This is a genomic window from Stenotrophomonas sp. YJH_SMC_8 (assembly GCF_059371315.1).
Window position 1 is genome coordinate 108389 of record NZ_JCAFUL010000005.1, and the last position, 20082, is coordinate 128470.

The 20082-nt window shown below is 67.4% G+C and carries 20 protein-coding genes; 8 read left to right on the forward strand and 12 right to left on the reverse strand.

Annotated elements, in window-relative coordinates:
* Positions 1 to 30 precede the first annotated feature (30 nt).
* From AC5P88_RS07865 to AC5P88_RS07875, 3 genes are all read left to right on the forward strand, one after another.
* Complete coding sequence (locus tag AC5P88_RS07865; RefSeq protein WP_495224755.1) at positions 31 to 627, forward strand: IMPACT family protein; 597 nt, start codon at positions 31 to 33, stop codon at positions 625 to 627.
* Entirely contained in the window at positions 620 to 2392 is a 1773-nt protein-coding gene (locus AC5P88_RS07870; RefSeq protein WP_106551079.1) for an ABC transporter transmembrane domain-containing protein, read from the forward strand. The genes AC5P88_RS07865 and AC5P88_RS07870 overlap by 8 nt, the downstream gene beginning before the upstream one ends.
* Positions 2393 to 2462: 70 nt before the next feature.
* Positions 2463 to 2657, forward strand: coding sequence for a hypothetical protein (locus tag AC5P88_RS07875; RefSeq protein ID WP_049428506.1), 195 nt, complete (start codon positions 2463 to 2465; stop codon positions 2655 to 2657).
* Between the two features lie 222 nt (positions 2658 to 2879).
* On the opposite strand, the gene AC5P88_RS07880 is transcribed toward AC5P88_RS07875, so the two are convergent.
* From AC5P88_RS07880 to AC5P88_RS07890, 3 genes are all read right to left on the reverse strand, one after another.
* Positions 2880 to 4004: a prephenate dehydrogenase gene (locus tag AC5P88_RS07880; protein WP_495224756.1), complete on the reverse strand. Its 1125-nt coding sequence runs from the start codon at positions 4002 to 4004 to the stop codon at positions 2880 to 2882.
* Complete coding sequence (pdxY, locus tag AC5P88_RS07885; RefSeq protein ID WP_106551081.1) at positions 4001 to 4909, reverse strand: pyridoxal kinase; 909 nt, start codon at positions 4907 to 4909, stop codon at positions 4001 to 4003. Before pdxY ends, AC5P88_RS07880 begins: the two co-directional genes overlap by 4 nt.
* A gap of 637 nt (positions 4910 to 5546) precedes the next feature.
* Positions 5547 to 6746: an MFS transporter gene (locus AC5P88_RS07890; protein WP_495224757.1), complete on the reverse strand. Its 1200-nt coding sequence runs from the start codon at positions 6744 to 6746 to the stop codon at positions 5547 to 5549.
* Positions 6747 to 6818: 72 nt separating this feature from the next.
* On the opposite strand from AC5P88_RS07890, the gene AC5P88_RS07895 reads away from it, so the two are divergent.
* Positions 6819 to 7616, forward strand: a complete 798-nt coding sequence (locus AC5P88_RS07895) for an AraC family transcriptional regulator (RefSeq protein ID WP_495224758.1) — start codon at positions 6819 to 6821, stop codon at positions 7614 to 7616.
* Positions 7617 to 7723: 107 nt separating this feature from the next.
* Here AC5P88_RS07895 and dnaJ read toward each other — a convergent pair whose 3' ends face one another.
* The 4 genes from dnaJ to hrcA all read right to left on the reverse strand — a co-directional run bounded on the left by dnaJ (position 7724) and on the right by hrcA (position 12781).
* Positions 7724 to 8848 carry a molecular chaperone DnaJ gene (dnaJ, locus tag AC5P88_RS07900; RefSeq protein ID WP_495224759.1) on the reverse strand — a complete coding sequence of 375 codons (1125 nt, stop codon included), beginning with the start codon at positions 8846 to 8848 and terminating at the stop codon, positions 7724 to 7726.
* Positions 8849 to 9002: 154 nt separating this feature from the next.
* Positions 9003 to 10928: a molecular chaperone DnaK gene (gene dnaK / locus AC5P88_RS07905; RefSeq protein ID WP_495224760.1), complete on the reverse strand. Its 1926-nt coding sequence runs from the start codon at positions 10926 to 10928 to the stop codon at positions 9003 to 9005.
* Between the two features lie 209 nt (positions 10929 to 11137).
* Complete coding sequence (gene grpE / locus AC5P88_RS07910) at positions 11138 to 11653, reverse strand: nucleotide exchange factor GrpE (RefSeq protein ID WP_495224761.1); 516 nt, start codon at positions 11651 to 11653, stop codon at positions 11138 to 11140.
* Between the two features lie 63 nt (positions 11654 to 11716).
* Positions 11717 to 12781, reverse strand: coding sequence for a heat-inducible transcriptional repressor HrcA (gene hrcA / locus AC5P88_RS07915; RefSeq protein WP_005416180.1), 1065 nt, complete (start codon positions 12779 to 12781; stop codon positions 11717 to 11719).
* A gap of 115 nt (positions 12782 to 12896) precedes the next feature.
* On the opposite strand from hrcA, the gene recN reads away from it, so the two are divergent.
* On the forward strand, positions 12897 to 14558 hold the full coding sequence (recN, locus tag AC5P88_RS07920; RefSeq protein ID WP_286075553.1) for a DNA repair protein RecN: 1662 nt from the start codon (positions 12897 to 12899) through the stop codon (positions 14556 to 14558).
* 125 nt (positions 14559 to 14683) lie between these two features.
* On the opposite strand, the gene AC5P88_RS07925 is transcribed toward recN, so the two are convergent.
* Entirely contained in the window at positions 14684 to 15601 is a 918-nt protein-coding gene (locus AC5P88_RS07925) for a LysR family transcriptional regulator (protein ID WP_495224762.1), read from the reverse strand.
* Positions 15602 to 15698: 97 nt separating this feature from the next.
* Here AC5P88_RS07925 and AC5P88_RS07930 point away from each other — a divergent pair, with 97 nt between their 5' ends.
* A complete protein-coding gene (locus tag AC5P88_RS07930; protein WP_495224763.1) occupies positions 15699 to 16955 on the forward strand; it encodes an SGNH/GDSL hydrolase family protein in 1257 nt (418 codons plus the stop codon).
* A gap of 75 nt (positions 16956 to 17030) precedes the next feature.
* On the opposite strand, the gene fur is transcribed toward AC5P88_RS07930, so the two are convergent.
* Complete coding sequence (gene fur, locus AC5P88_RS07935; protein ID WP_005409235.1) at positions 17031 to 17438, reverse strand: ferric iron uptake transcriptional regulator; 408 nt, start codon at positions 17436 to 17438, stop codon at positions 17031 to 17033.
* 103 nt (positions 17439 to 17541) lie between these two features.
* Here fur and AC5P88_RS07940 point away from each other — a divergent pair, with 103 nt between their 5' ends.
* Positions 17542 to 17934 (forward strand): outer membrane protein assembly factor BamE, encoded by a 393-nt coding sequence (locus AC5P88_RS07940; protein WP_005409234.1) that lies wholly within the window; start codon positions 17542 to 17544, stop codon positions 17932 to 17934.
* A 36-nt stretch (positions 17935 to 17970) separates the two neighbouring features.
* On the opposite strand, the gene AC5P88_RS07945 is transcribed toward AC5P88_RS07940, so the two are convergent.
* Positions 17971 to 18228: an RnfH family protein gene (locus AC5P88_RS07945; RefSeq protein ID WP_005409233.1), complete on the reverse strand. Its 258-nt coding sequence runs from the start codon at positions 18226 to 18228 to the stop codon at positions 17971 to 17973.
* Positions 18229 to 18231: 3 nt separating this feature from the next.
* The gene (locus AC5P88_RS07950) at positions 18232 to 18657 is read right to left on the reverse strand and encodes a type II toxin-antitoxin system RatA family toxin (protein WP_005409232.1); all 426 of its coding nucleotides are present in this window, start codon (positions 18655 to 18657) and stop codon (positions 18232 to 18234) included.
* Between the two features lie 57 nt (positions 18658 to 18714).
* On the opposite strand from AC5P88_RS07950, the gene smpB reads away from it, so the two are divergent.
* Positions 18715 to 19218: an SsrA-binding protein SmpB gene (gene smpB / locus AC5P88_RS07955; protein ID WP_005409231.1), complete on the forward strand. Its 504-nt coding sequence runs from the start codon at positions 18715 to 18717 to the stop codon at positions 19216 to 19218.
* 145 nt (positions 19219 to 19363) lie between these two features.
* Here smpB and AC5P88_RS07960 read toward each other — a convergent pair whose 3' ends face one another.
* Entirely contained in the window at positions 19364 to 19936 is a 573-nt protein-coding gene (locus AC5P88_RS07960; RefSeq protein WP_495224764.1) for a hypothetical protein, read from the reverse strand.
* Positions 19937 to 20082 lie beyond the last annotated feature (146 nt).

The window sequence follows — 20082 nt, forward strand, 5'->3', positions numbered from 1 at the left end:
GGTACCCGGCAACACCGTAGAATGACGGGAATGCTCGATACCCTCGCCCAGCCCGTCAGCCACACGCTGGAAATCAAACACAGCCGCTTCATCGCCCATGCCGCGCCGATCGACGGCGCCCCCGCAGCGCTGGCGTTCCTGCAACAGGTTGCCGTGGCCGACGCCACGCACAACTGCTGGGCCTACCGGCATGGCCAGGACTACCGCTCCAGCGATGATGGTGAGCCGGCAAGCACCGCCGGGCGGCCGATCCTGGCCGCGATCGACGGCCAGGGCTTCGATCGGGTGATGGTGGTGGTGACGCGCTGGTTCGGTGGCATCAAGCTCGGTGCCGGCGGCCTGGTCCGGGCTTACGGCGGCGCCGCCGCCGAATGCCTGCGCACTGCGCCGCGGCTGGCGCTGGTTGCCATGGCCCGGTTGCAGCTGCAGGCCGGCTTCGAAGACCTGGGCACCCTGCATGCGGCCCTGCCGGCATTCGGCGCGGAGAAGCGCGATGAACAGTTCGACGCGAGCGGGGTGTGCCTGCGGATCGAATTGCCGGCCGATCAGGTCGACGCATTGAAAATCCGCCTGCGCGACGCCACTCGTGACCGTATCCGCATAGAAGACGACCACCAGGATGACTGACAAGGACGGCGCCCCCGCCTCGCCCCCGCCGCTGCGCCGCCTCGGCAGCCTGCGCACGCTATGGCCGTTCGTGCGCCGCCACAGTGGCCTGTTCACCGCCTGGCTGCTGGCCTTGGCGGTGTCTTCAGCAGCCACGCTGAGCCTGCCGCCGGCGGTCAAGCAGATGATCGACCATGGCTTCAGCAGCGGAGGCCAGATCAACCGCGCCTTCGCCCTGCTGATGCTGGTGGCCGTGGTGCTGGCCCTGGCCACTGCCGCGCGCTTCTACTTCGTGTCGCTGCTGGGCGAAAAGGTCGTTGCTGACCTGCGCAGCCGCCTGTATGCACACCTGATCCAGCTCGGTGCCGGGTTCCATGACCGCAGCCGCAGCGGTGAGCTGGTCTCGCGCCTGACCGCCGACAGTGAACTGCTGCGCAGCGTGGTCGGCTCGACCATGTCGGTGGCATTGCGCAGCAGCGTCACGGTGGTCGGCAGCCTGGCGATGCTGTTCGTCACCAGCCCACGGCTGGCGGCGTGGTCGCTGCTGGGCATTCCGCTTGCGGTACTGCCGATCATCATCGGCGCGCGCAAGCTGCGCACCGTCGCGCGCAGCAGCCAGGACCGCATCGCCGATGCCAACAGTCTGGCCAGCGAGACCCTCGGTGCGGTACGGACGGTGCAGGCGCACGCACGCGAACCCTACGAGCGCGGCCGCTTCGACCACGCGCTGGGCGATGCCATCAAGGCCGCCCGCCGCCGCATCGGTGCGCAGTCGCTGGTCACCGCCAGCGCCATCCTGCTGGTGTTCGGCGCCATCGTCGGCGTGCTGTGGCTGGGTGCGCACGATGTCATCGACGGCCGCCTCAGCGCAGGTACCCTGGGCCAGTTCGTGCTGTACGCACTGATCGGCGGCGGCTCGGTCGGTGCGTTGGCCGAAGTCTGGAACGAACTGCAGCGCGCGGCCGGCGGCATGGGCCGCATCGGCGAACTGCTGCAGGAAGACATCGAGATCCGCGCGCCGGCGCAGCCGCACGTGCTGCCGCAGCCGCTGCGTGGCGAGATCCAGTTCGACGACGTGGTGTTCCATTACCCGCAGCGACCGGACCAGGCCGCGCTGGACCACTTCAACCTGCACGTGCGCCCGGGCGAGACCGTGGCCCTGGTCGGCCCGTCGGGCGCGGGCAAGAGCACGGTGCTGTCGATGCTGCTGCGTTTCCACGATCCGGCGGAGGGCCGCATCTGCGTGGATGGCATCGACGTGCGCCAGGTCGACCCGGCCGAGCTGCGTGGACAGTTGGCGCTGGTGCCGCAGCAGCCGACGCTGTTTGCTGCCAGTGCGCGTGACAACATCCGCTATGGCCGCCTGCAGGCCAGCGACAGCGAGGTCGAGGCTGCCGCACGCGCCGCCGAGGCGGATGGCTTCCTGCGCGCGTTGCCGCAGGGCTATGACAGTGAGCTGGGCGAGCGCGGTGCGCGCCTGTCCGGCGGCCAGCAGCAGCGCGTGGCAATTGCCCGCGCACTGCTGAAGGACGCACCGATCCTGTTGCTTGACGAAGCCACCAGCGCGCTGGACGCACAGAGCGAGCATGGCGTGCAGCAGGCGCTGGAGCGCTTGATGGCTGGCCGTACCACGCTGGTGATCGCGCACCGCCTGGCCACCGTGCTCAAGGCCGACCGCATCGTGGTGATGGACCAGGGCCGCATCGTGGCGGAAGGCACGCACGCACAGCTGCTTGCCGAAGGCGGCCTGTACGCTGAACTGGCACGACTGCAGTTCATCGATTGATGACGGCCGGCTAACATCGGCGGAGTGAAGCTGGCACCGCATCAACAGCATCCGCTGAAGGAGGTGCACGATGTCGTTCCGTCAGTTCCCCGCCGTCGACAGCCATGGTGAAAGCCACATCATCATCGAGTTCAAGCCCGAGGCGAACGGCAGCGGGCACCACTCCGAAGCCACGCCCCGCTACGAGCTCGACGATGGTCGCTTGCTGGTGCGCAATGGCCGCGAATTCACCACCAGCGGTGGTGAGCTGAGGCTGACGATCTGAGGTACGCCGGGCATCGCCCGGCACTACCGGATCCGCTCTGGTGGGTGTCGACCTTGGTCGACACGCGCCTTGGCCGAAAGCAGCCGAGCATGGCTCGGCTCTACAGAAGCGGCGTGGTCAATTTTTGATCAACCATCTTGACAGCCTTGGCTGCCAAGGGCTGCACGCGGTTATCCACATGTTTGCTCAGGAATCATCCACACCGCCTGTGGATGAATGCGCTCAGCCGAGCACGCGTCCGATGCCGCTGGCGTCCACTTCGGCCGCCGCCAGGGTGATCGCTGCAGGATCACTGCCCGCAACGAAACCGATGCGGAAATGGACTTCGCCGCCGGGCGTACGCGAGGAGTGGATCGAGGCCAGGCTGATGCGGTGCTGCTCGAACACGTTCAGCAGTTCGCGCAGCGAACCCGGCCGGTCTTCGGGCAGGTGCACCGACAGCGCGTTGCGCTCGGTCAGGTCTGCCAGCAGATAGCCCACGCGTTCGAAGGTGTAGTTGCCCTCGGCCAGCGCCTGCTCGCCGAACGCGCTGCGATTGGCCGACAGCAGCTGCTCGCGGAATGCACTGCGTGCAGTGTCGTCGCCCTGCCCGACCTGGGCCTGCAGGGCCTGCAGCTGGGCGACCAAGCGCTCCAGCATCGGCGCCACATACGGGTTTCCGAACTGGATGTCCTCGTAGATCGCCGGGTTCAACGACAGGATGCGCGAGATGATCGCCGTATCCAGTTCGAACGACGCCGAACGGTACGGCATCATCGCGGCCAGGTCGCCCAGCTGCGGCTGGTACTGGCGCAGCACGCCGGCCTGGGCCAGATGGGTGGCGTGCACCATCGCCTGCACCAGCGCCATCATCTGGTCGTGGTGCTGCGGGGTTGCGCGCACGCACTCGGCCTGCAGCGTCGCGCACAACGCATCGACCCAGGGTTGCCAGTGCTGCAGCCGTGCTTCGCAGACCACCATCACCCGGCCCTTCAGGGTGGGTGCCTTGGGCGGCGCGGTCATCGGGTGCAGCCCGACCACTTCGGCCTGCGAGGCCAGCATCGCCTGCACCGGCGCCTCCTTCACCGAGGTCACGTCCAGCCACAGGCGATCGCGCTCGCGGCCTGCGGACTGCCGCACGTACTCGGCGATCAATGCGGGCGTATGCCGGATGGGCGCCGAGAAGACCAGCACGTCGGCCTGTGCCAGCAACTGCTCCGGCGTATGCGATTGCGTATCCGCCGGATCATGGCCGATCACCTGCAGCTGCATGTGCTGCTGGAAGAAGCGGGTCAGCCAGCGCCCGTAGGCGCCTGCACTTCCGACGATGCCGACCGTGCGCGGCGTACGTTCGAGCAGGTCGCTCATGCCACGCGTTCGGCGCGGAAGCGTGCGCCATCGGCCAGGGCAGCGGGTGCTGCGACGATCACGTCGAACTCTTCGAAACCGTTGTCCAGGGTCGCTTCCAACGCTGCATGGGTACCGGCGATCGCACGCGAGATCGCCTGCTGCATCGATTCACCACGCAGCAGGAACGACACCACCAGCGACATCAGCACGTCGCCGGTGCCGGCCACGTCCACCGGCAGCAGCGGTGAGGTCCAGCGCCAGGTTTCCTCGCGGCCGACGGCCAGAGTGACCAGTTCCCCCGGGTTGCCGCCGACGCTATGCGCGATCACCCAGTGCGGGCCACGGTCCAGCAGCGTGCGTGCGGCGGCGATGGCATCGGCTTCGGCCAACGCCGGCATGCCGGTGAGGCGATTGAGTTCGAAAGCATTCGGCGTGACCAGCCAGGCATGCGGCAACAGGCGCTCGGCGAAGATCGCTTCCAGGCCTGGCTCCACATAGGGGCCGGTGTGGGTGTCGCCGATGACGGGGTCGAGGCAATAGCGCAGCTGCGGGCAGGCCGGCAGGATCTCGTCCAGCCAGTCGGCGAAGGCAGCACCATTGGCGGTGCTGCCGAAGTACCCCGAGACGAGCATCTTCGCCCGCTGCGGCAGGCCACGTTCGCGGGTGCCCAGCAGCAGGTCGGCGAACCAGTCAGCGGGCAGTACGCGGCCGCGGGTGGTGTCGTAGAACGGCGCATTGCTGAGCAGCACGGTCGGGATTTCCGCGACGCGCACGCCCAATGCGCGCATGGGCGGCACGGCGGCGCTGTTGCCGGCGTGGCCGTAGACGAGTTGCGACTGGACCGAGATGACATCGATCGGCGACGGACCGTCTGGCCGCTGGCGGCGGCCGTGGACCAGGTGGTTATCAAGGGATTCGCTCATGACCGCATTCTACGCCCGGTGAGGGGTTCGGCAGGGCTTGCAGCCCTGCACCTGCTTGCAGGCCAGATCAACGTCAAAGGCAACAGCCGGCTCTGGGTTGTCTGTGTGCTTGGCGGGGCGGTGTGGGATGGCAGGACACGCCGTAAACCCATCCATGGGGGCTCGATGGCGCCATCCATGGCGCCAACGGTCCTGCCATCCCACGCCGCCCCACCCCTGACAGACTTCCAATGACGGTTGGTAGATCCACGCCATGCGTGGATGAAATCTGTCAGATATCGATACACAAAAATGGGGTCAGATCCGTTTTCCTTCGGAAAACGGATCTGACCCCGCGAGCTGTCCGAACAGATCGCGAAAAACTGTCGAAGGCGGGGTGGGTCCGGTTGAGGGGGCGTGAGCCGCATGGGCCCGAGGCATGCCTCGGGCGGGTTGGGCAGGACGCCCAACCCTGGTCTTGCCGTGTGCGCAGGAAAGCGCACACGAGCAAGCGGCGACCGAGCTTACATGGACGTACTTGCAGCGTCCCCCTCAACCGGACCCACCCCGCCAACCCACGGATAGCCAGCTTCTGCTGTTGCTTCGGCTCTGGCTTGCAGCAGGTGCAGGGCTGCAAGCCCTGCAAACCCAGCCTCCCTCAGTGAACTGCAGGCCGCGACGGCGGCAGCCACGCCGCCACGATGCCCAGCAACGGCAGGAACGCGGTCAGGTGGTAGACGTACTCGATGCTGGTCTTGTCCGCCAGCAGGCCGAGCACGGCAGCACCCAGGCCGCCCATGCCGAAGGCGAATCCGAAGAACAGGCCGGAGACCATGCCGATGCGGTGCGGCATCATTTCCTGTGCGTACACCACGATCGCCGAGAACGCCGAGGACAGCACGAAACCGATCAGCACCGCCAGCACCGTGGTCCAGAACAGGTCGGCATGCGGCAGCATCAGTGCGAACGGCGCCACGCCCAGGATCGAGGTCCAGATGATCGGCTTGCGGCCGATGCGATCACCCAGCGGACCACCCAGGAAGCCGCCGGCAGCCGACGCCACCAGGAACGCGAACAGGTGCAACTGCGCCTGTGCCACCGGAATGCCGAAGTGGTGGATCAGGTAGAAGGTGAAGTAGCTGCCGATGCTGGCCATGTAGAAGTACTTGCTGAAGATCAGCACCAGCAGGATTGCAAGCACCTTGGCCACGGTGCGCGGCGGATGGCGTGGAGCCATCGAGGCGGTGCTGGCCGGGCGCGGGGTGCCCAGGTGCAGCGCGTACCAGCGGCCGACATAGGTCAGCAGCGCAATGCCGATCAGCGCGGCGCCGGCAAACCACGATGCTGCGTGCTGGCCATACGGCACGATCACCGCGGCGGCGATCAACGGGCCGAGCGCGGTACCGAAGTTGCCGCCGACCTGGAACACCGACTGCGCGAAACCGTGCCGGCCACCCGAGGCCAGCCGTGCGATGCGCGAGGCTTCCGGATGGAAGATCGCCGAACCGATGCCGACCATCGCCGCGGCCATCAGCACCACGGCATAGTTGGGCGCGAAGCCGAGCAGCAGCATGCCGCACAGGGTCGAGGCCATGCCGATCGGCAGCGAGTACGGCGCCGGACGACGGTCGGTGGCTGCGCCGATCAGCGGCTGGAAGATCGAGGCGGTCAGCTGGTAGGTCAGCGTGATCAGGCCGATCTGGGTGAAGCTGAGGTTGAAGCCGCCCTTGATCACCGGATAGATGGCCAGGATCAGCGACTGCATCATGTCGTTGACGACATGCGAGGTGGAAATGGCGGCCAGCACGCCGGGAGCCACCGGGCGTGCGGGTGTTGCGGGGGAAGCCAGGGCGGACATGGACGCAGTCAGGTTGGGGGCGAGCCACGCATGCTACGGTTGCGATCTCTTCCCTTCTGCCGCGTTCGGGTCATGCCCTATCGCAAAAAGGACATTGCCAGCGATGTCGACCCGGCCGCGCCGTGGCGCGATGTGCCGCTGCATCGCCCGGTCACCTACCGGGTTACCCAGTACCCGGCCGGCACCCATATCGCCGGGCACAAGCACCAGCGCCACCAGCTGGTCTACGCCATCTCCGGGCTGATGGTGGTGCGCTCGGAAGTGGGTCGCTGGGTCGTGCCCTCCACCCGTGCGATATGGATGCCGGCGGGCATGGTGCACGCGGTGGACTGCATTGCCGCCGTGCACATGCGCAGCCTGTACATCGATCCATCGTTCGCCCCGCAGTTGCCAGCCGAACCGTTCGCGGTACAGGTGGCACCGCTGCTGCGCGAACTGCTGCAGGCAGCCACCCTGATCAAGGGCGAGCACATCGAAGACAGCCGCGATGGCCGCGTGGTGCGCCTGCTGCTGGACGAACTGCATCGCATGGATGTGCTGCCGCTGCACCTGCCCGCCCCGACCGACCCGCGCCTGCGGCGGATCTGCCAGCACCTGCAGAAGCATCCGGGTGACGACGCCACGTTGCAGGACTGGGCGCAGGCGCTGGAGGTGGACGTGAAAACGATCCAGCGGCATTTCGCCGGCGAACTGGGCATGACCTTCGGGCAGTGGCGGCAGCAGGCCCGGCTGCTGGCCGCATTGGAGCGGCTGGCGGTCGGCGACAAGGTCATCGATGTTGCGCTGGCGATGGGGTATGACAGCCCGAGTGCGTTCACCAGCATGTTCAAACGGCAGCTGGGGCAGACGCCGGCGGCGTTTTTCCGGTGAGCATTTCCCGGTAGCGCCGGGCCATGCCCGGCGGAATGCAGCCGGCGCCCGCATACGAAAACGCCGGGCATGGCCCGGCGCTACCGTTCAACGCTTGCGTTGAAAACTCAGGACGTCATCCGGTCCCAGAAGCCCTTCACGCCATCCATGAAGGTGGCCGACTTCGGCGAATGCTTGCGCGCTTCCTCGCCGACGAAGGTGGCCTCGAACTGCTCCAGCAGCTTGCGCTGTTCGGTGGTGAGGTTGACCGGGGTCTCCACCACCACGCGGCAGTACAGGTCGCCTTCGCTGCGGCTGCGCACCGAACGCACGCCCTTGCCGCGCAGGCGGAACAGCTTGCCGGTCTGGGTCTCGGCCGGAATGCGGATCTCCGCTTCGCCGCCCAGGGTGGCCACACGCACGGTATCACCCAGCGCCGCCTGCGAGATGCGGATCGGCACATCGCAGTGCAGGTCGTCGCCATCGCGCTGGAAGATCGCATGCTCGCGCACGCGCACTTCCACGTACAGGTCACCCGGCGGCGTACCGGCCGGGCCAGCCTCACCCTCGCCCTGCAGGCGGATGCGGTCGCCGGTATCGACGCCGGCCGGCACCTTCACCGACAGCACCTTGTCTTCCTCGACACGGCCGTTGCCGTGGCAGGTCTTGCAGGGCTTGGCGATGATCTGGCCACGGCCGCCGCAGTTGTGGCAGGCCTGCTGCATGGCGAAGATGCCGCGCTGGATGCGCACCTGGCCACGGCCATGGCAGACGTTGCAGGTCTCGACCTTGCCGTCTTCCGAGCCACTGCCATCGCAGTCGCCACACTCGGCCAGGGTCGGAATCTCGATGCGGCGCTCGACGCCGCGCACGGCTTCTTCCAGGTCCAGCTCCATCACGTAGCCGATATCGGCACCGCGACGGGCCTGGCGCGGACCACCGCCGCCGCCACCAAAGATGTTGCCGAAGATATCGCCGAAGATATCGTTCATGTCCGGACCGCCCGGACCACCGCCGCCCATGCCGTGCTCGAACGCGGCGTGGCCGTGGCTGTCATACATGCGGCGCTTGTTGCCATCGGACAGCACTTCGTAGGCTTCCTTGCACTCCTTGAAGGAGGCTTCGGCCGCCGCATCACCCGGGTTTCGGTCCGGGTGGAACTTCATCGCACAGCGACGGTACGCCTTCTTCAGCTCGTCGTCGGTGGCGGTGCGGGCAACGCCCAGCACTTCGTAGTAATCGCGCTTGCTCATATCGTGAATCTGGTTCCGGAAAGTCGGGATTCGTCAAAGCGGAAGAGCGGAACCAGGTCCGCTCTTGCGTCGGGCGCCCCGACACGCCGGTGGGCGGTCAGGACCCTGATGCGACAACGGGACGCTGGTGGCCAGCGTCCCGTGTCGGTCCGGATCAGGACTTCTTGTCGTCCTTGACTTCGGTGAACTCGGCGTCGACCACGTCATCCTGCGCCTTGCCTGCGTTGCCGGCGTCGGCACCCGGGGCAGCACCACCCTGGTCGGCCGAAGCAGCGGCGAACAGCGACTGGCCAGCTTCTTCCAGCGCCTTCGACTTGGCTTCGATCTGTGCCTTGTCGTCACCCTTCATCGCGGTTTCCAGGTCGGCCAGCGCCGCCTCGACCTTGCCGATGACATCGCCGCCGACCTTGCTGCCGTGCTCGGTGATGGCGCTGCGGGTGCCATGGATCAGGGCGTCGGCCTGGTTGCGGGCCTGCACCAGCTCCTGGAACTTCTTGTCTTCCTCGCGGTTGGCTTCCGCGTCGGCGACCATGCGCGCGATCTCTTCCTCGGACAGGCCCGAACCGGCCTTGATCTCGACCTTCTGTTCCTTGTTGGTCTTCTTGTCCTTGGCCGACACGTGCAGGATGCCGTTGGCGTCGATGTCGAAGGACACTTCCACCTGCGGCAGGCCACGCGGGGCCGGCTCGATGCCGGACAGGTCGAACTTGGCCAGCGACTTGTTGAAGCGGGCCTGTTCGCGCTCACCCTGCAGCACGTGCACGGTCACGGCCGACTGGTTGTCCTCGGCGGTGGAGAACACCTGCGAGGCCTTGGTCGGAATGGTGGTGTTCTTCTCGATGATCTTGGTGAACACGCCACCCATGGTCTCGATGCCCAGCGACAGCGGGGTCACGTCCAGCAGCAGCACGTCCTTGACGTCGCCACCCAGCACGCCGCCCTGGATCGCCGCACCCAGTGCCACGGCTTCGTCCGGGTTGACGTCCTTGCGCGGTTCCTTGCCGAAGAACTCGGTCACCGCCTGCTGCACCTTCGGCATGCGGGTCTGGCCACCGACCAGGATCACTTCGCTGATGTCGCTCGAACGCAGGCCGGCATCGTTCAGGGCGACGCGGCACGGCTCGATCGACTTCTTGATCAGGTCTTCCACCAGCGCTTCCAGCTTGGCGCGGGTCAGCTTGATGTTCAGGTGCTTCGGGCCCGAGGCGTCGGCGGTGACGTACGGCAGGTTCACTTCGGTCTGCTGGGCGCTGGACAGCTCGATCTTGGCGCGCTCGGCGGCGTCCTTCAGGCGCTGCAGGGCCAGCGGATCCTTGCGCAGGTCGATGCCCTGGTCCTTGTTGAACTCTTCAACCAGGTACTCGATGACGCGGTTGTCGAAGTCTTCGCCGCCCAGGAAGGTGTCGCCGTTGGTGGCCAGCACTTCGAACTGCTTCTCGCCGTCGACGTTGGCGATCTCGATCACCGAGACGTCGAAGGTACCGCCGCCCAGGTCGTACACCACGATCTTGCGATCCTTGTTGTCGCCCTTGTCCAGGCCATAGGCCAGCGCGGCCGCGGTCGGCTCGTTGATGATGCGCTTGACGTCCAGGCCGGCGATGCGGCCGGCGTCCTTGGTCGCCTGGCGCTGGCTGTCGTTGAAGTAGGCCGGCACGGTGATGACCGCTTCGGTGACCTTCTCACCGAGGAAGTCCTCGGCGGTCTTCTTCATCTTTTCCAGCACCTTGGCCGAGATTTCCTGCGGGGCCATCTTCTTGCCGTCGCTGGTGGCCACCCAGGCATCGCCATTGTCATGGGCGAGGATGCTGTACGGGACGTGCGCGATGTCCTTCTGCACTTCGGCGTCGGTGAACTTGCGGCCGATCAGGCGCTTCACCGCGTAGAAGGTGTTCTTCGGGTTGGTCACGGCCTGGCGCTTGGCCGAGGCGCCGACCAGGACTTCGCCGTCCTTGGTGTAGGCGACGATCGACGGGGTGGTGCGATCGCCTTCCGAATTCTCGATGACGCGGGCCTTGCCGCCGTCCATGATCGCCACGCACGAGTTGGTGGTGCCGAGGTCGATACCAATGATCTTGCCCATGGGGGAGACTCCTGAGGATGCTTGTTGGGGTCAGTCCGGCCGTTCGGCCGGTGGATGAATACGATGTGGGGGAGGCTCGTGGAACATTCAAGCCATCTCCCGAACGCTGTGTTCAGCGCCTGGAAAACCTTCGCCGGGCATAGCCCGACGATGCCGATCGGGGCCAGGTAGCGCCGGGCCATGCCCGGCGGCCTTGCCCCACGTGGCAATCAGTCGGCGGCCACCACCACCAGCGCCGGCCGCAGCAGGCGCTCGTTGAGCAGGTAGCCCTTCTGGAACACGGTCACCACGCTGCCCGGGACAGCGCCCGGGGTCGGCACCTGGCTGATGGCCTGGTGGTGTTCCGGGTTGAACGGCTGGCCGATCGGGTCCAGCAGCACCAGGCCGTTGTCGGCGGCGACCTTCAGCAGCTGCTTGTAGGTCAGCTCCAGGCCCTCGCGCAGCGGGTGCGGGTCGTCGCCGGCGGCCTTCAGGCCGGCATCCAGGCTGTCGAACACCGGCAGCAGCTCGCCCAGCAGCTTCTCGTTGGCGAACTTGCGGGCCTGCTCGATGTCACGGGCCACGCGCTTGCGCTGGTTCTCCAGGTCGGCGCGCTCACGCAGCGCATCGGCCTTGATCTGCTCGACTTCGGCGCGCAGGCGCTCCACTTCGTCGTTGACGCCGGCGGCGGCAGCCGCATCAGCGGCACTCTGCTGGGATTCGATATCTGGATGTTCGTGGTTCATGTCTGGGTCCCTGGCGGTCAATCTCCGCCTCCACCCACCCTAGTGTGGGCGGGATGCTGCGTTTCAAGCGTCGGATGTTCCCGGCGTGCGGCCGGCCGGCGAAAAGGCCGCGCCGAGCACATCGGCGGTGGCCTGGACCAGCGGGATCACACGGTCGTAGGCCATCCGCTTGGGGCCGATCACGCCCAGCACGCCCAGTACCTGGCCGTTGGCGGTGTACGGCGCGGTGACCAGCGAGACGCCCTGCAGCGGCATCATCCCGGTCTCCTCGCCGATGAAGATGCGCACGCCGGGCGCCTGGATGGTCCGCTCCAGCAGCTGCAGTATCTCGCGCTTGCTGGAGAACAGCTCGAACAGCTCGCGCAGGCGCTCCAGGTCGGACAGGTCCTGCACCCCCATCAAGCGGGTCTGGCCCGCCACCAGCATGTCGTCGGCAGCCGGCTGCAGGGCCTGCTCGGCCAGCTCGATGCTGTGCGCCAGCAGCTGTTCCAGCTCCGAGCGGGCGTCACGCAGTTCCAGCAGCAGGCGGGTGCGGATCTCGGCCATCGGCAGGCCGGCGAAATGGGCATTGAGGTAGTTGGCCACCTGCTCCAGCTGGCCCGGTGCGAACTCCTGCCGGGTTTCGATGACCCGGTTCTGCACCTCGTTGTCGGCGAACACCAGGATCGCCAGCACCCGTCGCCCGTCCAGCGCCACGAAATCGATCTGGCGGAAGGCGAACTGCTCGCGCCGCGGCGCGCTGACCACGCCGACGAAGTGGCTCATCGCCGACAGCAGCTCCGAGGCGCTGCCGAGCAGGGCCTGGGTGCTGCCGCCGCCAGCCAGCTCCTGGCGCAACCGGGCCAGCTCGCCCTCGCCCGGCGGCTGCATCTGCAGCAGGCTGTCGACGAACACCCGGTAGCCATGCGCGGTCGGAACGCGCCCGGCCGAGGTATGCGGCGAGGCCAGCAGGCCCAGGTCCTCAAGGTCGCCGAGGATGTTGCGGATGGTGGCCGGGCTGACCTCCAGGCCGGCCACGCGCGCCAGCGTCTGCGAGCCGACCGGCTCACCGTCCTGGATGTAACGCGCGATCAGCGTGCGCAGCAGATGGCGCGCACGCGGGGCAAGCTGGTCGGGAGAACCGTGCATGGAATCAACCTGTGAGACACGGACACTAGATAATGGCGACGCATCACCTTGGCAAGTCATTGGACCTCCCTCGCCCGCGTGCTAGCGTTGCGCGGCTGCTGATACCCCCTTACCCATGCTCAGACATCTTTCGATCAAGGATTTCGCCGTCGTCCGCGCCACCGAACTGGAGTTCGGGCCAGGCATGACCGTGGTTTCAGGCGAGACCGGCGCCGGCAAGTCGCTGATGGTCGACGCGCTGGGCTTCCTGTCCGGCCTGCGCGCCGACAGCGGCGTGGTCCGCCATGGCGCCGCCCGCGCCGAGCTTTCGGCCGAGTTCGCGCTGGAGCAGCTGCAGGCCGCGCGCCAGTGGCTGGCCGACAACGAGCTGGACGATGAGGAACAGTGCCAGCTGCGCCGGGTGATCCGCGCCGATGGCGGTTCGCGGGCCTGGATCAATGGCCGCCCGGTGACCCTGGCGCAGCTGGGCGACCTGGCCTCGCTGCTGGTGGAGATCCACGGGCAGCACGAACAGCAGGCCCTGCTGACGCGCCCGTCGCAGCTGGCCCTGCTCGACGCCTATGCACGCAACGAAAACGAACGCCGCCAGGTGCGCCGCGCCGCCGCGGCCTGGCAGGCACTGGTCGATGAATCGCTGGCGCTGTCGCAACAGGGCGACGTCAGTGACCGGATCGGCTTCCTGGAGCACCAGCTGCGCGAGCTCGACCGTGAAGACCTGGAGCCGGAGTCGATTGCCGCACTCGGCGCCAGCCACCGCCGCCAGGCCCACGCCAGCGCCCTGCTGAGCGCCTGCCAGGCGGCCAGCAACCAGCTCAACGGCGACGACGGCAGTTCCGCACTGGACCTGCTGCAGCAGGTACGCCACGAACTGTCACGCCTGATCGAACACGACCCGCGCCTGGGCGAGGTGGATGGCCTGATCGAGAATGCCTCGATCCAGCTGCACGAAGCCCTGTCGCTGCTGGACCGGGTGCATGACGACCTCGACGCCGACCCGGAGCAGTTCGAAGAGAACGAGCGCCGTCTCGGTCGCCTGCACGACCTGGCCCGCAAGCACCGCGTGCCGATGGATGAGCTGGGCGCGCAGCGCGAGCGCATGCATGCCGAAGTGGAACAGCTGCGCGGTGCCGACGAGCGCCTGCAGCGCCTGGCCGGCGAGATCGACAAGGCCGCTGCCGCCTGGCGCGTGCAGGCCGAGGTGCTCACCGCCAGCCGCCGCAATGCCGCCGCCGAGCTGTCGGCTACCACCACCGGCATCATCGCCGAGCTCGGCATGGGCGGTGGCCAGTTCCTGATCGAGCTGGAGCCGCAGGACGCCGGCAAGCCCGATCCGCAGGGTGCCGAGCGCGTGGAATTCCTGGTCGCGGCCAATGCCGGCCAGCCGCCGCGCGCCCTGCGCAAGGTCGCCTCGGGCGGTGAACTGTCGCGTATCTCGCTGGCCATCGAAGTCGCCGCGCTGGACCTGGATGCGGTGCCGACCATGGTGTTCGACGAGGTCGACTCCGGCATCGGCGGCGCTGTGGCCGACATTGTCGGCCAGAAGCTGCGCGCGCTCGGCGAGAAGCGCCAGGTACTGTGCGTGACCCACCTGCCGCAGGTCGCCTCCAAGGGCCACGCGCATTACCGGGTCAGCAAGGCGCCGGTGGAAGGCATGACCCAGAGCGCCGTGGAGAAGCTGGACAGCAAGGCGCGCGAGGAAGAGCTGGCGCGCATGCTCGGCGGCGTGGAAGTGAGCAAGGAAGCGCGCGCCGCCGCACGCAAGCTGCTGCAGGTCTGAGGCCTGCTCGCGGTTATCCACGCATGGCGTGGATCTACAACCCACCCGCACGGTAGTGCCGGGCGCTGGCCGGCAACCCAACACCGGTGGACGATGAGCGTGAGGTTGCCGGCCAGCGGCCGGCACTACCGCCGTGGCTGCGCCAGGTCGACGTTCTCCACCAGGAAATCAAGAAACGCGCGCACCCGCAGCGGCAGGTAGCCGCCCTGCCCCAGGAACACCGCGTGCACCTCTTCCAGGTCACCGGGATTGGCTTCCTCCAGCACCGGCAGCAGGCGTCCGGCAGCGATGTCGGCCTGCACCTGGAACGCTGCCAGCCGTGCCATGCCCAGCCCCCCCAGCACCAGCTGGCGCAGTGCATCGCCGTTGCTGGCACGGGCGTTGCCGCTGGGCAGCACCATCCGCTCACGTCCGTCCTGAAGCAGCGGCCAGCCCTGCATCGCCCGCGCATGGCCGATGTCCAGACGGTTGTGCGACTGCAGCGCCTCGACGTCGGCCGGCAGGCCGTGGCGCTGCGCATAGGCCGGCGCGGCCACGATCATCATCCGCGTCGCGCCCAGCCGCCGCGCGACCAGGCTGGAGCTCTTCAGCGGACCGGCCCGCACCGCCACATCGGTGCGCTGCTCCAGCAGATCGATCACCTCGTCGTTGAGGGTCAGGTCCACACCTACCTGCGGGTTGCGCTGCAGGAACGCCGGCAGCAGCGGCAACAGGAAATGCTGGCCGAACGGCACGTTGGAATTGACCCGCAGGCGTCCACGCGGCTCGGCGTGGGCACTGGCACAGCGCTCGGCCTCGTCCAGGTCGGCCAGCACGCGCAGGCCGCGCTCGTAGAACGCGCAGCCCTCGGGAGTCAGCTGCAGCTGGCGGGTGGAACGCTGCAGCAGGCGCGTCCCCAGCCGCTGCTCCAGCCTCGCCACCAGCTTGCTGACCGCCGACGGGGTCATCTCCAACGTTCGGGCGGCCGCGGAAAAGCCCCCGGTCTCGATCACCCGCACGAACACTTCCAGTTCGCCGGATCGGTTGATGTCGGAGCGCGCCATGGCAATGAATCCAGTTCACAGATGATTGTCCATGCGCAGTCTAGTTCACAGATGAGTGCGGAATCACCATGGCCTTCCCTCCACCCGGGATTGCCCGATGAACCGCTTCAGCCAGCTCGCCGCCACCGCATTGATCGGCCTGTCCAGTGCCGCCAGCGCCGCCCCTGCCCCGCACTGGGTGGCCAGCTGGCAGGCCAGCCCGCAACCGGTCTGGGGAGCGGACTTCCTGTTCCCGTCACTGATACCGGCGTCGCTGCACGACCAGACCTTCCGCCAGACCGCGCGCATCAGCCTGGGCGGCCCGCGCCTGCGGGTGCGGCTGAGCAATGCCTATGGCACCCAGCCGCTGCGGATCGGCGGTGCCAGCGTCGCGCCGCAGGCCGGTGCGACGCCGCAACAGCTCCGCTTCGATGGCCGGCCCGAGGTGCTGATCGGCCCCGGCCAGGAACGGCTGAGCGACCCGCTGTCGCTGACGGTGCAGGACCGCCAAGCGCTGCAGGTCAGCGTCTTTGTGCCGGAGTCGACGCCGTTGCAGACCTTCCACTGGGACGGCCGCCAGACCAGCTGGATCGCCCCCGGCGACCAGAGCCAGGCACGCGGCCTGAGCGGGACCAGCGCCACCACAGCCCGGCTGTTCCTGACCGGCATCGAGGTCGAGGCCCCGGCCAGCGCACGCAGCGTGGTGGTGATCGGCGATTCGATCACCGACGGCGCCACCGCCAGCCTCGACCGGGACCAGCGCTGGACCGACCACCTGGCCGCCCGCTTGGCCCCGCAGCGGGTGGCGGTGGTCAATGCCGGCATCTCCGGTGGCCGCCTCTTGCGCGACGGCATGGGGGAATCCGCGCTGGCCCGCTTCCAGCGCGATGCACTGGATCAGCCTGGCGTGTCCAGCGTGATCGTGCTGATTGGCATCAATGACATCAGCTGGCCCGGCACCGCCTTCGCGCGCAAGCAGGCGCGGCCCACGCTTGCCGAACTGCAGGCGGGCTACCGCGCTCTGGCCGGACAGGCCCATCGCCGTGGCGTTCGGATCGTGGGCGCGACCCTGCCGCCGTTCGCCGGCGCCCTGCCCGGTACGCCGCTGGACGACTACTACCAGCCGGACAAGGACGCCCTGCGCAGCCAGCTCAATGCCTGGCTGCGCACCGACGGCCCGTTCGACGCAGTGATCGACCTGGATGCGGCGCTGCGCGACCCGGCCGATCCATCACGGATGGCCGCTGCCTACGACTCCGGTGATCACCTGCATCCGGGTGATGCGGGGAACCGGGCGATGGCCGAGGCGGTGGATCTGGACGCGCTGCTTGGAGGTCAGGGGTCAGAGCCCTTTTCCCATGGAAAAGGGCTCTGACCCCAGCATCAGGCCCACCAACGAAAAACCCCGGGCAGGCCCGGGGTTTCGTCGCATATGGCTGGCCGGATCGGCTTACTTGCGCTTCTTGCGCACGTACAGCACCAGCGAGTGCTCTTCCAGCTCGTAGCCGTGGTCGGCTGCGATCTTGCGCTGCAGCTCCTCGATCTCGTGGCTTTCGAACTCGATGATCTTGCCGCTGTCCACGTCGACCATATGGTCGTGGTGGCCGCCACGGTCCAGCTCGTAGACGGCCTGGCCGCCTTCGAAATTGTGCTTGAGCACGAGGCCGGCGGCCTCGAACTGGGTCAGCACCCGGTAGACCGTAGCCAGGCCGATCTCATCGCCATGCTCCAGCAGCTGGCGGTAGATGTCCTCGGCGGTCATGTGGTGCTGGGCATTGCGCTGTTCGAGCAGCGCCAGGATCCGCATCCGTGGATGGGTCACCTTCAGGCCGACTTTTCGCAGGTCGTGGGTTTCCATAGGTCTCCGTTCATTGGCGATTTAGCGCCAGCTGCCTCGGATTGGGTCGCGGTGGCACGCCGGGAGTGTATCATCGGTTTGATTTCCCCAACCGCCAGTCCCGATGCGCAATCTCCTGTTGGTCGCCGCCGTCGCCCTGTCCACCACCGGGTGCGGCATCATCTACAAGCAACCCATCTATCAGGGCAACCTGATCCGGGAAGATGCCGTGGCCAAGCTGCAGGTCGGGCAGAGCAAGCAGCAGGTCACCGCGCTGCTGGGCACCCCGTCCATTCCCGATCCGTTCCACGCCCAGCGCTGGGACTACACCTCCAGCCAGCGCGTGAACCGCCTGGGCCGTACCGAAGTGAAGAACTTCGTGGTGTTCTTCGAGAATGACACCGTGACCCGTTGGGAAGGCGACTACTTCCCGGGCAACGACAAGGCCCTGGCCCAGCAGACCGTGCGCCAGTTCGGCCGCAACCTGCCGAAGGACAAGAAGAAGAAGGGCCGCTGAGGCCCCCTGCCCGTCCCCACGGACGGGTTGCGGGCATCAACCGCCGAGCGCGCGTCGCCGGCGGTTGTCCTTGGGGTCGGCCAGCAACGGGCGTAGCAGCTCGATACGGTCACCCTCCAGCAACACCTGCTGCGGGCGCGCCAGTACGCCATGCACGGCCACGGCCGGGCATCGGTCACTGCCTTCCAGCGCGGCGGCGGCAATGGCATCGGCCACGGTCGCGCCCTCGTCCAGCTGCAGCCGGCGCGACAGCACCTGCTGCGGCCAGGCCAGCACCACCTCGACCTCGATCATCGCTCAGGCCTCGTCGGCAACGCGGACGAAATCATTGACCATCCGATCGGCCAGACCCTGGAAGCCGATCGCCAGGGCCGGTCCCAGCAGGCGCGAGCTGGGCTCGAATTCCAGGGTCAGGGTGACCTTGCAGGCGTCCTCGGCCAGCGCATGGAATTCCCAGCGGCCGTGCAACTGCTTGAACGGGCCATCGCGCAGCTGCATGTCGATGCTGTGCGGGCGCTGCAGGGTGTTTTCGGTCTGGAACCAGGTGCTGAACGAACCCAGGCCCAGGTCCAGGCGCGCCACCAGGCGGTCCTCGCCCTGCTCCAGGATCTGGGCAGCCGAGCACCAGCGGAAGCGGCGCGGATAGGCCTGGACATCGTTGACCAGGTCGAACATGCGCGCGGACGAATGCTCGACCAGGGCGCTGCGGCGGATAGTAGGCATGAATACAGGACGTTTCGGCAATCGACCGGGCGGGCCCGAATCGGAGACAATACGGAAATGAGCAAGAACAGCGGCAAGGATAAAGCAAAGAGCGCGACGGCCAACAAGACCATCGCGTTGAACAAGCGTGCCCGCCACGAGTACCACATCGAAGAACGCTTCGAGGCCGGCCTGGCGCTGCAGGGCTGGGAGGTGAAGTCGATCCGTGCTGGCCGCGGCAACATCATCGATGCCTACGCCTACGTGAAGCACGGCGAGATCTTCCTGATCGGCGCCCAGATCACCCCCTTGATCCAGGCCTCCACCCACGTGGTCGCCAACGACCGGCGCGAGCGCAAGCTGCTGCTGCACCGGAGCGAGATCGACAAGCTGGTCGGCAAGGTCGAGCGCGATGGCTACACGATCGTGCCCACCGCGATGTACTGGAGCAAGAACAAGATCAAGCTCGAAGTCGCGCTGGCCAAGGGCAAGCAGACCCACGACAAGCGCGATGCCGCCAAGGACCGCGACTGGGCGATCGAGAAGCAGCGCGTGATGCGTCGCGGCAACCGCGACGCATAAGGCTGCAATACCGGGCCATGCTCGGCTCCCTTGGCCCTCTGTAGAGCCGAGCCATGCTCGGCTGCCTTGGCCCCCTGTAGAGCCGAGCCATGCTCGGCTTCGGCAAAGAAGCAGTCGAGCATGGCTCGACTCTACAAAAGGCGGATCACCCCGCCAGTACGCCCTGCCCGCGCATGCGCGGCGCCAGCGCCGCGTGCATCACCGCCAGGTGCATCACCACCGCCAGTTCCGGCGCGTAGCGATCATCCCCCTCCCGCCACTGCTGGGCCAGCTGCGCGGCATCATCCGGCAGCAACGACAGCAGCTGGGCATCATCCAGCGCATCGGCCGCGCCCTGCAGCTGGCGCGCCATCTGCCGCGACTGCCACACGTGCACGCCAATGCTGAGACTGGCCAGCGACATCAGGACCACGGCCAGCCCGTGCTCGAACCACTGCGACAGCACTTCCGGCCCCCACAGCAGGGCCGCCAGTACGGCCAGGCCCGGCAAGCGCCAACCCAGCCAATGGATGCGACCGCGCTGCGACCAGTGCACCACCACCGCGCTGGCGATCAGCGCGGCCGCAGCCGTGGCCGGCAGCTCTGTCAGCCAGGTGGCCGCCAGCAGCACCGCCAGCACCGCCCAGACCCAGCCCGGCGGCAACGCGCGCCGCTGGTAGTCGGCACCGACCGGCCCGATCAGCAGTCGCAGGCTGCGTTGTTGGCTTGCATCGGTCACCCACCGTCTCCGTGTCTGTCCTGGCTTGGATGGTCGTCGCCAGTGTGTCGCAAATTCGTGCCAATGACGTTACCAATCCGCTATGACGGCGGCTCTACAACTTCTTGCGGATTGCCAGAATGCGCTGGCAGGTGCCAACCCTGCGG

Coding starts and splice junctions, on each gene's coding strand:
- AC5P88_RS07870 (WP_106551079.1), top strand. CDS start 620: ATGACTGACAAGGACGGCGCCCCCGCCTCGCCCCCGCCGCTGCGCCGC.
- AC5P88_RS07880 (WP_495224756.1), bottom strand. CDS start 4,004: ATGAGCGACCTGCTCGAACGTACGCCGCGCACGGTCGGCATCGTCGGA.
- AC5P88_RS07950 (WP_005409232.1), bottom strand. CDS start 18,657: ATGCCTACTATCCGCCGCAGCGCCCTGGTCGAGCATTCGTCCGCGCGC.
- AC5P88_RS07865 (WP_495224755.1), top strand. CDS start 31: ATGCTCGATACCCTCGCCCAGCCCGTCAGCCACACGCTGGAAATCAAA.
- hrcA (WP_005416180.1), bottom strand. CDS start 12,781: ATGCACGGTTCTCCCGACCAGCTTGCCCCGCGTGCGCGCCATCTGCTG.
- recN (WP_286075553.1), top strand. CDS start 12,897: ATGCTCAGACATCTTTCGATCAAGGATTTCGCCGTCGTCCGCGCCACC.
- grpE (WP_495224761.1), bottom strand. CDS start 11,653: ATGAACCACGAACATCCAGATATCGAATCCCAGCAGAGTGCCGCTGAT.
- dnaJ (WP_495224759.1), bottom strand. CDS start 8,848: ATGAGCAAGCGCGATTACTACGAAGTGCTGGGCGTTGCCCGCACCGCC.
- AC5P88_RS07940 (WP_005409234.1), top strand. CDS start 17,542: ATGCGCAATCTCCTGTTGGTCGCCGCCGTCGCCCTGTCCACCACCGGG.
- smpB (WP_005409231.1), top strand. CDS start 18,715: ATGAGCAAGAACAGCGGCAAGGATAAAGCAAAGAGCGCGACGGCCAAC.
- AC5P88_RS07890 (WP_495224757.1), bottom strand. CDS start 6,746: ATGTCCGCCCTGGCTTCCCCCGCAACACCCGCACGCCCGGTGGCTCCC.
- AC5P88_RS07930 (WP_495224763.1), top strand. CDS start 15,699: ATGAACCGCTTCAGCCAGCTCGCCGCCACCGCATTGATCGGCCTGTCC.
- dnaK (WP_495224760.1), bottom strand. CDS start 10,928: ATGGGCAAGATCATTGGTATCGACCTCGGCACCACCAACTCGTGCGTG.
- AC5P88_RS07925 (WP_495224762.1), bottom strand. CDS start 15,601: ATGGCGCGCTCCGACATCAACCGATCCGGCGAACTGGAAGTGTTCGTG.
- pdxY (WP_106551081.1), bottom strand. CDS start 4,909: ATGAGCGAATCCCTTGATAACCACCTGGTCCACGGCCGCCGCCAGCGG.
- AC5P88_RS07945 (WP_005409233.1), bottom strand. CDS start 18,228: ATGATCGAGGTCGAGGTGGTGCTGGCCTGGCCGCAGCAGGTGCTGTCG.
- AC5P88_RS07875 (WP_049428506.1), top strand. CDS start 2,463: ATGTCGTTCCGTCAGTTCCCCGCCGTCGACAGCCATGGTGAAAGCCAC.
- AC5P88_RS07895 (WP_495224758.1), top strand. CDS start 6,819: ATGCCCTATCGCAAAAAGGACATTGCCAGCGATGTCGACCCGGCCGCG.
- fur (WP_005409235.1), bottom strand. CDS start 17,438: ATGGAAACCCACGACCTGCGAAAAGTCGGCCTGAAGGTGACCCATCCA.